General features: G+C 64.7%; 10 protein-coding genes. 3 read left to right on the top strand and 7 right to left on the bottom strand.

The window, feature by feature from the left end; genetic code table 11:
• The first annotated feature begins 1 nt into the window (after position 1).
• Genes LWC34_RS13930 through LWC34_RS13920 form a run of 3 tightly spaced genes read left to right on the top strand, consistent with a single transcriptional unit; the run spans position 2 to position 6,665 of the window.
• Positions 2-1,501, top strand: a complete 1,500-nt coding sequence (locus LWC34_RS13930) for a TIGR02677 family protein (protein ID WP_233725471.1) — start codon at positions 2-4, stop codon at positions 1,499-1,501.
• Entirely contained in the window at positions 1,498-2,703 is a 1,206-nt protein-coding gene (locus tag LWC34_RS13925) for a TIGR02678 family protein (protein ID WP_233725470.1), read from the top strand. Before LWC34_RS13930 ends, LWC34_RS13925 begins: the two co-directional genes overlap by 4 nt.
• Entirely contained in the window at positions 2,700-6,665 is a 3,966-nt protein-coding gene (locus LWC34_RS13920) for a TIGR02680 family protein (protein WP_233725469.1), read from the top strand. The genes LWC34_RS13925 and LWC34_RS13920 overlap by 4 nt, the downstream gene beginning before the upstream one ends.
• Here the strand turns inward: LWC34_RS13920 and LWC34_RS13915 are convergent.
• The 7 genes from LWC34_RS13915 to LWC34_RS13885 all read right to left on the bottom strand — a co-directional run bounded on the left by LWC34_RS13915 (position 6,654) and on the right by LWC34_RS13885 (position 14,698).
• The gene (locus LWC34_RS13915) at positions 6,654-9,119 is read right to left on the bottom strand and encodes a LamG-like jellyroll fold domain-containing protein (protein ID WP_233725468.1); all 2,466 of its coding nucleotides are present in this window, start codon (positions 9,117-9,119) and stop codon (positions 6,654-6,656) included. The two genes, LWC34_RS13920 and LWC34_RS13915, sit on opposite strands and share 12 nt — an antisense overlap.
• Positions 9,120-9,141: 22 nt before the next feature.
• Positions 9,142-10,152, bottom strand: coding sequence for an ABC transporter permease (locus LWC34_RS13910; RefSeq protein ID WP_233725467.1), 1,011 nt, complete (start codon positions 10,150-10,152; stop codon positions 9,142-9,144).
• A gap of 5 nt (positions 10,153-10,157) precedes the next feature.
• Positions 10,158-10,646, bottom strand: coding sequence for an ABC transporter permease (locus LWC34_RS13905; RefSeq protein ID WP_233725466.1), 489 nt, complete (start codon positions 10,644-10,646; stop codon positions 10,158-10,160).
• Positions 10,647-10,721: 75 nt separating this feature from the next.
• Positions 10,722-11,599, bottom strand: a protein-coding gene (locus tag LWC34_RS13900; protein WP_417448663.1) for an IS5 family transposase whose coding sequence is annotated in 2 segments (ribosomal slippage) — positions 10,722-11,206 and positions 11,206-11,599 — 879 coding nt in all. Because the reading frame shifts where the segments join, the coding sequence is not laid out codon by codon here.
• A gap of 9 nt (positions 11,600-11,608) precedes the next feature.
• Positions 11,609-12,067: an ABC transporter permease gene (locus tag LWC34_RS13895; RefSeq protein WP_233725465.1), complete on the bottom strand. Its 459-nt coding sequence runs from the start codon at positions 12,065-12,067 to the stop codon at positions 11,609-11,611.
• Positions 12,060-13,580: a sugar ABC transporter ATP-binding protein gene (locus tag LWC34_RS13890; protein ID WP_233725464.1), complete on the bottom strand. Its 1,521-nt coding sequence runs from the start codon at positions 13,578-13,580 to the stop codon at positions 12,060-12,062. The genes LWC34_RS13895 and LWC34_RS13890 overlap by 8 nt, the downstream gene beginning before the upstream one ends.
• Positions 13,580-14,698, bottom strand: a complete 1,119-nt coding sequence (locus LWC34_RS13885; protein ID WP_233725463.1) for an ABC transporter substrate-binding protein — start codon at positions 14,696-14,698, stop codon at positions 13,580-13,582. The genes LWC34_RS13890 and LWC34_RS13885 overlap by 1 nt, the downstream gene beginning before the upstream one ends.
• Positions 14,699-14,796 lie beyond the last annotated feature (98 nt).

Raw genomic sequence — 14,796 nt, 5'->3', positions numbered from 1 at the left:
GATGGACCCGATCCGTGTACCGCCAGAGATGTTCCGCTTCACCACCGGCGACCGGGCCGGACTGTACGTGTCGCTCCTGCACGCCTTCGCCGAGGCGAACGAACGGCTGGAAACCGCGCTGAGTCTCGACGACATCCGGGCCCGGCTGCGATCGGTCGGCTGGCTGGACGCGATCGATGACGAGGACCTGGCCGCCGCGCTTGATCAACTGCGGGCCTGGAACCTGCTTGACGTCATTCAGAACCACTCCGAGAACTACCGCACCGCGGCCGAGTACGAGCGGCGCAACCTGCAGTACTCGCTGACCAGGCAAGGCGAGGCCGCGTTCGCCGGTGTCGTGCGCGCATTGGACGTGCTGGCATCGGCAGGCGCGTTGCAGACCGCCGTTCTCGACGCCATCGCCGACCGGCTCCGCGACCTCGTCACCGAGCTCGAAAGCGGTTCCGACCGCAGGGTGTTCACCACGCTGAGCGAGCTGGAGACGCACCTGGAAGCGTTGCGCGGCAACACCAAGCAGTTCAACGGCGAACTGCAGCGGCTGCTGCGGGCCGATGGCGCGACCATGGCGACGTTCCACGAAGTCAAAGCGTCCACAGTGGCCTACCTGCAGGAGTTCGTCACCAATCTCGACCTGCGCTCGCACACGATCGCCACCCGGATCAAGGCAGTCGAGCAGCTTGGTGTCGAAGCCATGCATCACCGGGCGCTGCGTGGCGCGGAACTGCCTCAGCTGTCCGAAGCGGATCCAGCGCCAGCCTGGCTTGAGCACCGCACCGCCAGATGGGACGGGCTGCGAGCGTGGTTCCTGCCACTGGACGGGTCAGTTCCACGCGTGGAACAGCTACACGCCGTTGCCCGGCGGGCCATCATCACCCTGTTGCAGGTGCTCGACAGGATCACCGAGTCCCGGCGGCGAGCCAGCAGCGCGGTGGCGGACTTCCGTACGCTGGCACGGTGGTTCGCGGTCGTGCCCGGACAGGACGACCTGCACCGATTGTGGTCGACGATGTTCGGGATGAGCTCGGCCCGGCACGCCCACCTCGCACACCAGGATCCCGAACTCGTTCCCTCGGGCACGTCATGGCGTACCGCTCCCACGGTCGAAGTGTCTCCCCTATTGCGATCTGCCGGTCGCACGGAACGGTTCACCCGTACCGGGCGCGTACGAGATGTCGCGGTGATCAAAGCGGCACGCGCGCAGCGGGCACTTGCCGAAAGGGCTGAGCTCGAAGCCGCGTGGAGCATGCTCGACACAGGTGGTGTCGTTCGGCTGTCGTCATTCGGCCGGCTCGACCACTCGGTGTTCGAGCGGCTGCTCGATCTGCTTGGCCGGGCGCTGGGCAACGCCGTCGGCGACGACGGGCTTTGCCACGGCACCACATCGGACGGCCGGGTCGAGATCCTCCTGCGGCAGCCACCGAACGGAGCCACCACATCCCTGGTCACGCCGCGTGGTGTGTTCCACGGACCCGACTACGAGATCGAGATCAAAACCAGATGAGTCAGCTGGCCAACCAACTGGTCATCGCCGAGCGTGAGGAAGTCGCGCTCGGCATCAGGCAACTGCTGGCCACGCCGTTGCTCTCGGAACACGCGACGCCCGAGGCGTTCGACCTGGTCCGCAGGCGCCGCGAGCCGATCAAACAGTGGTTCGACTACTACTGCGGCTGGTCACTGACTGTCGAACCACGCCTGGGGTACGCGAGGTTGATGAAAGTGCGGGCGGCGATCGACCCCAGCCGCCCCGCCCGCCGGTTGCGTTCAGGTCGCGCGTCCTTCGACCGACGGCGATACGTCCTGCTTTGTGTGACCGCGGCCGAGTTGCTCACAGTGCCGGTGACGACGATCGGCCTGCTCGCCGACCGGGTGACCAGTGCGACGAATGCCGACGAGGCGCTGGTCACGTTCGAGACCGCCAGCCGCACCGAGCGCATGGCGTTCGTCGACGTGCTGCGATTGCTGGAGTCGTTCGGCGTGCTCGAAGTCGTCGACGGCACCACCGAGACGTTTGTCGATTCCGCTTCGGCCAAGGTGCTGTATCGAGTGGACTCCACGCTCCTGCTCAGACTGCTCGCCGCGCCGGTTGGTCCGTCGCAGTCGGACATTCCGCTCGACGAAGTCCCGCTGCGCTTCGAGCAGGTGCTTGCCGATGTCTCCCGCGAGCGGCGTTACGGTTCCGTCGAGTCCACCGACGTGCAGCGCAACCTGTGGCTGCGGCATTCGGTCTTTCGACGGCTGGTGGACGATCCGGTGCTGTACTTCGCCGATCTGTCCGCTGACGAGCACGCGTACATCAGCTCGCCAACCGGCAAACGGCTCGTTCGCCAAGCAGCCGAGCAGGGCGGTTTCGTGTTGGAGGAACGTGCCGAGGGCATGATGTTCGTGGACGTCGACGCAGTCGCCACGGATACTCGGTTTCCTGACGACGCGGGCACCGCCAAGGTCGCTGCCTTGCTGCTGCTGGATTTTGTCGACGGTCCGGTCACGGTCGAGCAGTTGCGGCGCACCGCGATCGACCTGCTGGACAAGTTTCCCAAGTGGGCCAAGAGCTATCGCGGTGAGGATGGTGCGGTACAACTCGTGTCCGACGCGCTGGCTGTGTTGACCGGGTTCGGGCTGGTCGAGATCACCGCGACGCTCATCCGGCCGCTGCCAGCCGCAGCGCGGTATTCGGTCACAGCCGCGCGGGTGACGGACTCATGACCGAACGGTGGACTCCTTCTCGTGCCGGCATTCTCAACGTCTGGCGGTACTACGACGAGGTGTTCGAGTTCCACAGTGGACGCCTGCTGCTGCGCGGCCCGAACGGCAGCGGCAAATCCAAGGCCCTCGAACTGCTGTTGCCGTTCTTGTTCGACGCGAGCCTGCGGGCCAACCGGCTGTCCACGTTCGGCACCAGCGAACGGACCATGCACTGGAACCTGATGGGGGAAGGTGCCAGCGGGACCACTCGTGTCGGCTACGTGTGGCTGGAGTTCCAGCGGCAGGGCGAGTGGTTCTGTTGCGGTGCGCGGCTGCAAGCCAGCACGCACACCACCACAGTCCACCCGGACTACTTCACGACGAGCCTGCGAATCGGTACACCGGACGGCATCACGCTGGTCAACGAAGCCAACCAGCCGCTGACCAAGAACGCCTTGGCTGAGCGGCTCGGCGACGACGGTGTCGTGCATGCCAATGCGAGCGACTATCGCACGGAAGTCCGGGCCGTGCTGTTTCCTGGCTTGAGCGAGCAGCGGTACGACGCGCTGATCACGGCTCTGTTGCAGCTGCGGACACCGAAACTGTCCCAGCGGCTGGATCCGGCGCTGTTGTCCACTTTGCTGTCCCGCGCCCTTCCGCCGTTGGGTCAGCAGGAGATCTCGGATCTCGCCGAGGGGTTCGAGCGGTTGGATGCGCAACGGGAACGGCTGGCAACCCTCCAGGAGGAGGTCACAGCGACTCGTGCGTTGGCCGGACGTCAGAAGACTTACGCCCAGCGGGTACTGCGAGCGGGTTCGGCGACCGTGATCTCCGCGACGACCGAATTGGACAATCTCACGCGGGCTGCCCGCCGTTCAGCCGAGCAGTACGAGCAGGTCGCCGCACAGAAGGAATCGGCCGAGACGCGGGTGGCGGAACTCGACGAGCGGATCATCGAGGCCGAAGCCCGCAAGACCGGGCTGACCGAGAGCGAAGCGTACAAGCAGGGCCTTGAACTGGCCCGGTTGCGTGAACAAACAACAGCGGCCGCTGAACAGGCGGCCAGACTGCGCGCCAGCGCGACGACCCGGCGAGTCGAAGCCGACGCGGATCGGGCACACGCGGACCAGGCCGCTGACGCGGCAGCCGGGCAAGTGGCAATCCTCGCAGTGGTGGAGACGGAAATCCGGCACTCTGCCGCCAGAGCTGGACTTTCCAGTGTCCACACCGAACTCGCCGGCAACCCGGATCGGCGGTTCCTTCGTGCCGCGGTGCAGAGCAGGCAGGGTCAGATCCGCACTGTCCGCGAGGCAGTCGACAAGCATGAGCGCGCGATCGAGCGTCGCCTGCATGCCGAGGAGGACCTCGACACAGCAAGGTCCGGCCTCACCACCGCCACCCGGCACCTTGAGGCAACGGCTCAGCACCGTGAAGCCGAACTGAGCGAGCTGACCAGCCAGTTCATCGCCTGGATGGCCGCATGCAGGGAACTTCGCATCACAGATGGCGAAGTTCTCATGGCCGGCATCGACTCCGAGCCCGCCGTCCTCGCGGTGATCAACTCGGCAGCGGAGGACGCGCTTGGCAAGATCACCCGGCAGGAGGCGATCACCGAACCTCGACTCGCTGACGTGGAACACGAACGAGCACTTGTGTCCGACGAGGTGCGACGGCTGGCCGCACACGAGGACATTCCGCCGTTGCCACCACCGTTCCGGACTGCCGACCGCGCTCGCATGTCCGGTGCGCCGCTGTGGCGATTGGTGGACTTCGCCGCTTCGGTGCCCGAGAAGGCATATGCCGGCATCGAGGCCGCGCTCGAAGCATCCGGCCTGCTGGACGCCTGGATCAGGCCGAGCGGCGAGATCCAGGGACTCGACACGTTCACCGACGTCTCATCGCTGTCCCCGGCCATCGGCCGATCGCTGGCGGACGTCCTTGTCGCCGAGCCCGATTCCGAGATCGATCGCGCGATCATCCAGCAGGTGCTGGCGGCGGTGGCTTTCGACGATCGTCTTCCGGCCGGACCCGCGGCCATCAGTGCCGACGGCACGTGGCGGATGGGCGCGCTGACAGGCGCGTGGCACAAAGATCACGCCGGTCACATCGGCGCGAGGACGCGCCAGCGCGCCAGGGAACGCCGGATCGAAGTGCTGCGCTCCCAGATCGCGGACCTCGACACGGCGATCATCGATCTGCGCGACCAACTCTCCACTTTGAACACAAGGCGTTCTCTCATCAGCCAGGAACGAGATGCGAGGCCATCGCATGCCCCACTGATCGCTGCCAGCCAAGAACTGACCGCGGCACAAGCGGATGTCGGTGCGGCTGAGTCGGTGGTGCGCCATCGAGTCGGCATCGTGTCCGCCCGCGAACGGGACGCCAGCCAAGCGTTGCACCGGCTCACCGGCACAGCTGCCGAGAACAACGTCCCTACCGACCGAGCAGCGTTGACCGCACTGGAAACCGAGATCAGCGCATTCGCCGACCTAGCCGAAACATGGCTGTATGAACGCAACACGCTGATATCTCTCCAGCGGACGGCCGAAACCCTTGCCGGACAAGCCCAGCGCTCCGACGCGACCGCGCGCGAGCGCGAAGACGAGGCGACGCGGGCCGAACGCCACCATGCCGCGCTTGCCGCGAAGCTTGACGCCATCGACAGCACGCTCGACGTGGACTACCGCGAGATTCTGCAGGAAATCGAACGGCTGGGCGTGGCCGTACGCACGTTGAACTCCGAACAGACCATGACAAGAACCCAAGTCACGGCGTTGGCCCAGCAGTTGGGTTCGCTCGACGCGCAGCGCCAAACTGACGCGAACGTGCGTGACGAGGCCAGCGCCAAGCGAGACGCCGCCGCACACCGGTTCCGGCACCTGGCCGCGAGCGTGTTCCCCGCCGACAGCGAACTGCCTGACCTGTCGCGGTTCACCGAGATCCTCGCAGGCTCGGAAGGCATTCGGGCGGCACTGGACGCGGCACGGTTCGTCGCGCACGCGTGGCCGAACATCCCCCACACGGCCGGAAACCTCAGCGACGCGCTTGGCCGGTTGCTGGAGTCGGTGCACACCAGCCGCACCGGGCTGAGTTCCCGTGCGGACCTCGATCTGACCATCGACGAGGACGTGCAGGTCTTCACCGCGGTGGTGGACGGATTGCGAGTCGGTGCGGCGGAACTGCTCCACATCCTTCGTGCGGAAGCCGATCAGGCGCAGTCGGAGATCACCGAGCACGAGCGGGAGCTGTTCGACCAGACGCTGACCGGCGATACCCGCAGGCACCTCGCCGCCCGGATCCGGCAGGCCAACGAACTCGTCGACGGGATGAACGCCCGGCTTGAACGGGTGCGCACCGCGTCCAAAGTGGCCGTGCGACTCGTGTGGCAGGTCGCTCCTGAGCTCCCGCCAGGGACCAAGACCGCCCGTGACCTGTTGTTGAAGGATCCCGCCAGGCTCACCGACGACGACCGTGACTCGTTGCACCGGTTCTTCCGTGACCGGATTGAGCAGGCGAAGGCAGACGACACCGCCACCAGCTGGGAACAACAACTGGCCCAAGTCTTCGACTACACCGCGTGGCACCGGTTCGTGGTCAAAGTGGACCGGGCGAACGGCCAAGGCTGGCAGCTGCTGACCAAGAAGCTGCACGGTGCGCTGTCCGGCGGGGAAAAGGCCATCGCGTTGCACCTTCCCTTGTTCGCTGCCGTGGCCGCGCACTACCAGGCGGTCGCCGAGGCTCCAAGGATCATCCTGCTCGACGAGGTGTTCGTCGGCGTGGACACCACCAACCGTGGCCAGGTCTTCGGCTTGTTGTCCGAACTCGACTTGGACCTGATGCTCACATCCGACCACGAGTGGTGCACCTACAGCGAACTTGCCGGTGTCGGCATCCACCAACTGGTGACAGGCGGTGGTGACGGCGACGAAGCCGTCACCACCGCCCGCTTCACCTGGAACGGTCAGGATCTCCTACCGGCCTGACGCGTAGAGCCGCGCGACCTCGGCGGCGGGCAGCGCCCGGTCGTAGAGGTGCACCTGATCGATCGGCCCGCGCCAGTAGTCCACCGGACCACCGTTGAACTTCGCGCGCCCGATCACTGTGTTGCCCGCGCCCGGTCCGCCGTCGCAGGAGTACGCCGTCCCGGCTGGCTGGCCGTCGACATAGAGGGTCAGCGAGCCTGCTCTGACGTCACGGACACCGACGATGTGGTACCAACGCCCAGGCTCCGGCGCGACCGGAGCAAGAGCCCGCACGCCCGCGAAACTGAACGCGAACCGGTTGTCCGCGCCCGAGTATTGCAGGAAGAAGGCGCTGTTGGTCGGCCCGTCTTGGCTGACCGCCGTGGCGAACCCACCGAGACTGTCCAGTTTGACCCACGCCGCCGCGCTGTAGTTGCCAGTGGTGTCAAGGATGCTGGCACCGATGTCCACTGTGGAGTTGCTACCGTTGAACTGGACAGCCTGGCCTGGATGGCCCACGGTCCACGTCGCGTTGTTGAGGGTGGCGTCCTTCGTGCCGACCTCGTCCGCGGTCGTTGTGCCTGTTCCTTCGTTGAAGGGATAGTAGGTGATGCCGTCAAGGCCAGGTGTTCCTGGGCCTGGGTTCGGGCCGCTTCCGGTGCCGTCGGCTTTCTTGATGATCTCGTCGTTGATCGCCTTCACCTGGCCGAAGTCCATCTTTCGGACTTGCCGGTCGTAGGTGAAGAATCCGTTCACCTCGTGCTCGACATCGGTGATCTGGGTGTAGATCGCCGCGCTGATCCCGCACTTCTGCGCCGCTGCCAGGACGTCCCGCTGGTTCTCGACGTAGCGACGGGTCAAGGTCGCTGAGTCAGGCGTCATTTCATACGCGTGACCCCCGCCGAACCACATGTGGCCTTCGACTTCCAGGCCGAATCCACCGTGTTCACCGTCGGCGGCAACCCTCGTCGCGCTTGGCGAAGGCGTTGCCGGGCCGACGTAGGCATGATGGTCGAGGATGTCACCTCGGCCCGAGTCGCCTTTGGACGCACAGCAGTTCACGCCGCTGTGCGCGTTCACCAGCCTGCTTGGGTCCTGCTTCTTGACGTCATCGGCGATCCGTCCGGTCGCTGTACGGTCCCACTCGCCCCAGCCTTCGTTGAACGGCACCCACGCCACGACCGACGTGAAGCTCTTGTGCTTGTCGATCATTGTGTGCATCTCGCGTTCGAACTGCTGCTGCGCGTCCACCGGTGGCAGCTGGTTCGACGTCTTCATCGACGGCATGTCCTGCCACACCAGCAATCCGAGCTTGTCGGCGTGGTAGAACCACCGGTCCGGCTCGACCTTGATGTGCTTGCGGACCGTGTTGAACCCGAGAACCTTGTGCTGTTCCAGGTCGAATCGCAGTGCCGCGTCCGTCGGCGCGGTGTGGATGCCGTCCGGCCAGAATCCCTGGTCCAGTGTGGACATCTGGAACAGGATCTTGCCGTTGAGGATCATCCGCATTTTGCCGTCGGCGCCCGGCGCCATACCGATCTGGCGCATCCCGAAGTATGACCGGACCTCGTCGACCGCACCATACCCCTTGACCAGTCTGACTTTGAGGTCGTAGAGGAATGGTGAGTCCGGGGACCACAGCTTCGCGTCAGGCACGGGCAGCTTCAGCTCCTCGCCGGGAGTACCAACCGTTCGCCCGACCGGCCTGTTCTGGTCGTACGCGACGGCTTCCACCATCATGCCTCGGGTGTCACCGTCGATCCGCGGGGTGACCCGGAGTGTGGAGTCGCTGAGGTTCGGTGTCTGGTCGAGTTGCGTGATGTTGCTGGCTGCCACGGGTTCCAGCCAGACCGTTTGCCAGATCCCGGAACTGGACGTGTAGAAGATGCCTCGGTCGGGCACGTTTCGCTGCTTGCCAACGGGTTGCCAGGTCGCGTCGGTCAGGTCGGTCACGCCGACCACGACTTCCTGCGGGCCACGTGCGGTCAGGGCATCGGTGATGTCGAGACTGAACGAGTCGTAGCCGCCTCGGTGCGTGCCGACCTTGCGGCCGTTCACCCAGATCGTGCTGTCGTAGTCGACGGCGCCGAAGTTCAGCTTGACGCGGTCGCCACGCCAGTTCTGCGGTACGTCGAACGTGCGCCGGTACCACATCCGGTCCTCGCGACGCTGAATCCCGGACAGGGCGGACTCGATCGGGTAAGGCACAAGTACCCGTTCGGCCAAGGGTTTCCCGATCGGCGGTGCGTCTCCCTCTTTCGCACCGGCGAATTCCCAGACACCGTTGAGGTTTCGCCAACGCTCCCTGGTCAACTGTGGACGTGGATACTCAGGTAGTGCGTTCTTGGGACCGACTTGACTGGTCCACGGTGTGGTCAGTGGCGGTTTTCCCGGTTGCCACGTCGGCTCGGCCGACGCGGGCACCGTCGTGGCACTAAGGACCAAAGCGGTGAGCAGGATCGAGGTTCTCAACACTGGCGGCAAACCTCCTTTTATCTCACGTATTTCGCTCCCGGCCGAGATGGGCACGGCTCAGGTACGCTTGGATGGCGACGACGATGGCCAGGAACGCCCCGCTGACCACCGACTGGTAATGCGACGACAACGTACCGATCTGATTGATCACGTTCTGAATGACCATCAGCAGCAACACTCCCGCGAGCGTTCCACCGACAGTCCCAGCGCCACCGGTGAGCAGCGTTCCACCGATCACCACGGCAGCAATGGCATCGAGCTCGAACCCAACGCCCACAATGGTCACCCCGGACGCCGAATAAGCCGCTGCCAACGCACCGGACAGTCCGGCCAGCAGGCCGCTTCCGGTGTAGAGCCACATCGTGCGCCGGGCGACAGGCAAGCCCATCAACCGCGCGGCTTCGACACTCCCGCCGATCGCCAGCACGGAGTGGCCGAACCTGGTGCGCTGCAACACCAGTACCCCTGCTCCAAAGAGGAGGATCACGATCCACACCGGATACCCGAAACCCAGAAACGTCCCTTGCCCAAGGTGGGTCAGAAAAGCGTCCCTCGGCATGAGGCGGGTGTTGGCTCCTTCATCGGTGATCGCCAGCAAGAGCCCACGTGCACCAAGAAGTGTCGCCAGCGTAACGATAAACGGCGCCAACCGTCCATACGCGACCAAAACGCCGTTCAAAAGCCCAATCCCGCCGCAAACCACCAACGGCAGCAGGATTCCGGCGAGACTCCCCCACTGGATCCCCAGTGCGGCCAGCACTCCGCCCAGCGCGTACACCGAGCCGACCGACAGGTCGATCCCGCCAGAGATGATCACGAACGTCATCCCGAGCGCGACGATGGCGAGGAAGGAGCTCTGCGTCGCGACGTTCCTGGCATTGTCGACGGTCGCGAACGAATCGAACGCGAACGTCGACACCAGCACGATCAACGCAAGCACGACCAACGATCCCCGCCGCTGCACGAGTCCCGCGATCCACCGCCGCTTGGTCAGCACCTTTTCTTTTCCTTGCACGGCCGCTTGTTCAGTCACGGTAGTCACCCCGCACCTCCCCGCGGCCGCTGCAACAACACCGCGACCACGATGATCGCCGCCTGCACAATGAGCCCGACCGAGGTCGGCAGGTTGTTCTTGATCAAAGTCGCCGAGATCAACTGCATCAGCAACGCGCCAGCGACCGTGCCAAGAATCCTGACCCGCCCGCCGTTCAACGGCGTCCCACCGACAACGACAGCCGTGATCGCGGACAGCTCTGCCAGTTGCCCAATGGCCGACGGGTCGGATGCCGTAAGCCTTGCTGTCGCGACAATCCCGGCGATCGCCGCAAGAACGCCGCTGATGACGTAGGTGGTGATGAGGATCCGCCGGACCGGCAGACCGGCAAGCACACTGGCCGACCGGTTGCCGCCGACGGCGACCAACTGCCGCCCGAACGTGGTGTACCGGACCAGGAAACCGACCACCAACGTGAGACAGGCGGCGATCAGCACCACGATCGGAATCCCAAGCACCTCCCCAGAGCCCATGTCCAGCAGGACAGGGTTGCGGATGTCTTTGAGCCTCCCGTCGGCCAGGACGAGTGCTAGGGTCTGTTTCGAAAGTCATGGGAGCCACTCGTTGATCGCTGCGATGGTGACCGTGGTTTCGTAGCGAACGGCGAGCTTGTCGTATCTGGTGGCGACGGCTCGGTTTCGTTTGAGACGGTTGATCCCGCACTCGACAGCGTGCCGTTGCTTGTAGATCTCCTTGTCGAATGCGGGTGGTCGTCCTCCGTGTGAGCCCTTGTTCTTGCGGTTGCGGACCTGGTCGGCCTTGTCCGGGATGGTGCAGCGGATACCGCGCCTGCGCAGGTAGGCGCGGTTGGCGCGGGACCCGTAGGCTTTGTCGCCGAGCACCCGATTCGGGCGGCAGCGCGGCCGACCGCGATCCCGCCGGGGTACCCGGATACGGTCGAGCACCACCTGAAACTGGGGCGAGTCACCTCGCTGGCCAGCGGTGATCACGATTGATAAGGGCTTTTGTCCCTGCTCGACCGCCAGGTGAGTCTTGGTCGTCAACCCGCCTCGGGAGCGCCCCAGCCCGTGATCGGCCGGTTCGACCTCGACCCCGCCCGGAGACTCCTTCTGGAGATCCCCTTTTGACGCGCACCAGCCGCGTGCTGGTGCGCACGAGCCACCGTGGAGTCCACGCTGACATCCCAGGTGATCAGGCCCGCAGCGTCCGCGTCCGCCTGCAACGCGACCAGAATCCTCTTCCACGTGCCATCCCGTTGCCACCGCCGGAACAAGCCATACACCGTCTCCCACGGGCCGTAACGCTCCGGCAGATCCCGCCACGGCACACCGGTTCGAACCCGAAACCGGATCCCGTCAATAAGCTTCCGCTTCGCATGCTTCGGCGGCCTGCCAGGCTTCTTGCCCCTGGGCAGCAAGGGTTCCAGCTTCGCCCACTGCTCGTTGGTCAGATCACCACGCCCCACGAATCAAGATCATCTCAAACCTTGATCAACTTGTGAAACAGGCCCTAGGCCTCGTCCGCCGACCAGAAGGGCAAGGGTGGCCACGATCGGCTGGATTCCGACGACCGCGACGAGGGTTCCACTGAAGAGGCCGCAGAGGGCTCCACCGATCAGGGCCACGGCGATGGCGGGCATCAGTCCGTAGCCGAGGTAGAGCGGAAGGAGTGCGGCCGCGAGGGCCATCACCGAGCCGACCGAGAGGTCGACGCCTTCAGTCCCGATGACCAACGCCATGCCCAGGGCCGCGATGAGGATCGGGGTGACTTGGACCAGTTGGGTGTTGAGGTTGGCCAGGGTGGCGAAGTTCTCGGTGAAGATGAGGTTGTAGAGGATCAGAATGCCCAGGGCGGCGTAAACGCCATAGTCGCGGAGTCTGCGAGCAGCAGGTGGTTGAGTTGTGGAGATGGATGTGACGGTAGTTTCAGCCATCACCGGCTCCCTCCGCCAACGCAGCAATCAACTTCTGTTCCGTTACGTCCGCGCCTCTCAGTTCAGACACCACCCGGCCTTCCCTGAGCACCACGATCGAGTCCGAGCCCTCGACGACCTCTTCGAAGTCCGAGGAAATCAGCACAACCCCGAGACCTTCCGCGGCCAATTCCCCCACCAGGGCCTGAACTTCCGCCTTCGCGCCAACATCTATCCCGCGCGTCGGCTCGTCCAGCAGCAGCACCTTCGGCTCACGGCACAGCAACCTGGCCAGTAGCACCTTCTGTTGGTTGCCGCCGGACAGCTCGCCCACCTTCTGATCGGGACTCGAAGCCTTGATGCGCAGCCGTTTCATGAAGGTGTCCACAATTGCGTCTTGCCGTCGACGGGAAACCGAGCCACCGGCCGAAAGCCGGGGCAAGGCCGCCAGCACAATGTTCTCCCGCACCGAAAGGTCCGGCAGAACGCCGTCCGACTTACGGTCCTCCGGCAACATCACCACGCCCGAGCGCATTGCCGCAGCGACCGATCCCGTACGCACCTTCTTCCCAGCAACCGTGACAGTCCCCGAGTCAACAGCCAACGAACCCGCCATCGCCCGGACCGTCTCACTACGTCCAGCCCCAAGCAGACCGCCCAAACCCACGATCTCCCCGGGCCTGACGGTCACATCGACACCATGCAACCGATGCTGGCTCGTCAAGCCCCGAGCCGCGAGGACAGGAGTCTCCAGAGCCTCGGGAGGCGGAGAGTCGAACTTGGTCGTGCCCTCCCGTTCAATCTGCTCGAGGTCACGGCCGAGCATCAACGCGACCAGTTCCAACCTGGACAGTGCAGCCAACGGACCATTGTGGACCTTCCGGCCATCACGCAGAACCGTCACCGAGTCGCAGATCCGGTACAGCTCGTCGAGCCGGTGACTGACGTACAGCACCGCCGCACCGGAAGCCCGCACCCGGTTGATGATCTCGAACAACGTATCGACTTCCCTTGGTTCCAAAGAAGAAGTCGGCTCGTCCAAAATCACCACTCGGGCGTTGGTGGCCGCCGCCCGAGCAACGGCCACCATCTGCCGGACACCTGCCCCCAACGTCCGCAACGGCAACGTGACATCGATATCCACGCCATAGTCCGAAAGCAGCTTTGCCGCGGCCGTGTTCATCGCCTTGAAGTCCAACAGCCCGAACCGGTTACGCGGCTCACGGCCAAGAAACAGGTTGCCGGCAACAGTCATCAGCGAAACCAGGTTGATCTCCTGGTACACCGTGCTGATCCCGGCTCGCTGCGCGTCGAGCGGTCGGCCGAACCGCACCGGCGAACCCTGGTAGAACAACGAGCCGCTGTCCGGCGGGTACACCCCGGTCAGCACCTTGATCAGCGTCGACTTGCCCGCGCCGTTCTCGCCGACCAAGGCGTGCGCTTCGCCAGCAACGAGCGTCAGGTCCACTGAGGACAAAGCGACCACGCCGGGGAACCGCTTGCCGACCGCGCGAGCGTCCAGTACGACGCTCATCAGTACGCGTTGCCCAGTTCGGCTGCGGCGTTGTCCTTGCTGTACAGCTTGTCGCTGACCACAACGTTTTGCTGGACCGGCTGGCCGTCCATGAATGTCTGCAGCGTCTGGAATGCCAGTGGCCCGAACCGTGGGTTGGACTCGACGACCGCGTACAGCTCGCCGTCCGTGACCTTCTGGACCGCGTTGCGGGTGCCGTCGATCGACACGACGTGGATGTCCGTGCCTGCTTTCTTTCCGGCGCTGCGCAAGGCGACCAACGCGCCGAGAGCCATCTCGTCGTTTTCGGCGTAGACGCCGTTGATGTCTGGCTGGGCCTGGATGATCTGCTCCATCACCTGCTGGCCCTTCTCCCTGGCGAATTCGCCGGTTTGCTGGGCGACCACGTGGATGTCCGGCGAGGATGCCTTGATCTCGTCGACGAACCCGTTGGTCCGATCCGTGGTGACGTTGTTACCGGACATGCCGAGCAGGACCGCCACTGTGCCCTTGTTGCCAAGGGCTTTGGCCATCTGCTGCGCCGCTCGCTTGCCCTGCTCGACGAAGTTCGAGCCGAGGAAGGCCACGTAATCCTTGCAGCCCACGGAGTTCACCTTCCGGTCGACAGTCAGTACCGGAATGTTCTTGGCCCGTGCGGCTGACAGCGCCGGTTCGAGGCCGTCGGAGTTCAGCGGCGCGACGATCAACGCATGCGCACCCTTGTTGATCATGTCTTGGATGTCCGAGATCTGTTTGCTCAGCTGCGAATTGGCGTTCGTCGTCAGCAGCTGCTTGACGCCGATCTTCGCGGCTTCGTCCTTGATCGACTGTGTCTCGGCGATCCGGAACGGGTTGGCTTCCTTCTCGGACTGGGAGAAACCGACGATGGCGTCCTTCAGGTCGACCTTCGAGCCACCGTATTGGGCAAGTGTGCAGGTCGGGCCGTCCGATGCGGGCGCGAGGGGTGCCTGCGCGCCCCCGGTTGCCTGCGTCGGCGGCGCGGCGGATTCCTCGGATTTGGCACATCCGGCCAGAAGCAGCGCAACACCGCAGAGGCTCGCACCAACGATCCGGCGCAGGCCGCGGAACGAAGCTCCACGACCTAAGTGGACGGGACGGGAAAAACTGGCGGCGGTCATGTGCTGACTCCTCATTGAGACAGGGTGAACACGCTCGGCGAGCACGTTACATCGTTGGTACAACGTTGTAAATATGCGGGTTCTTGATACCCTCACCC

The organism is Kibdelosporangium philippinense (genome assembly GCF_021390435.2).
GTDB lineage: Bacteria > Actinomycetota > Actinomycetes > Mycobacteriales > Pseudonocardiaceae > Kibdelosporangium > Kibdelosporangium philippinense.
Note: the sequence above shows the minus strand (reverse complement) of the source record. Positions and strands in the feature narration are given on the sequence as shown.

Bases quoted from the DNA above. Each gene is read 5' to 3' on its own strand.
- LWC34_RS13930 (WP_233725471.1), top strand. From the start codon at position 2: ATGGACCCGATCCGTGTACCGCCAGAGATGTTCCGCTTCACCACCGGC.
- LWC34_RS13925 (WP_233725470.1), top strand. From the start codon at position 1,498: ATGAGTCAGCTGGCCAACCAACTGGTCATCGCCGAGCGTGAGGAAGTC.
- LWC34_RS13920 (WP_233725469.1), top strand. From the start codon at position 2,700: ATGACCGAACGGTGGACTCCTTCTCGTGCCGGCATTCTCAACGTCTGG.
- LWC34_RS13905 (WP_233725466.1), bottom strand. From the start codon at position 10,646: ATGGGCTCTGGGGAGGTGCTTGGGATTCCGATCGTGGTGCTGATCGCC.
- LWC34_RS13895 (WP_233725465.1), bottom strand. From the start codon at position 12,067: ATGGCTGAAACTACCGTCACATCCATCTCCACAACTCAACCACCTGCT.
- LWC34_RS13890 (WP_233725464.1), bottom strand. From the start codon at position 13,580: ATGAGCGTCGTACTGGACGCTCGCGCGGTCGGCAAGCGGTTCCCCGGC.
- LWC34_RS13885 (WP_233725463.1), bottom strand. From the start codon at position 14,698: ATGACCGCCGCCAGTTTTTCCCGTCCCGTCCACTTAGGTCGTGGAGCT.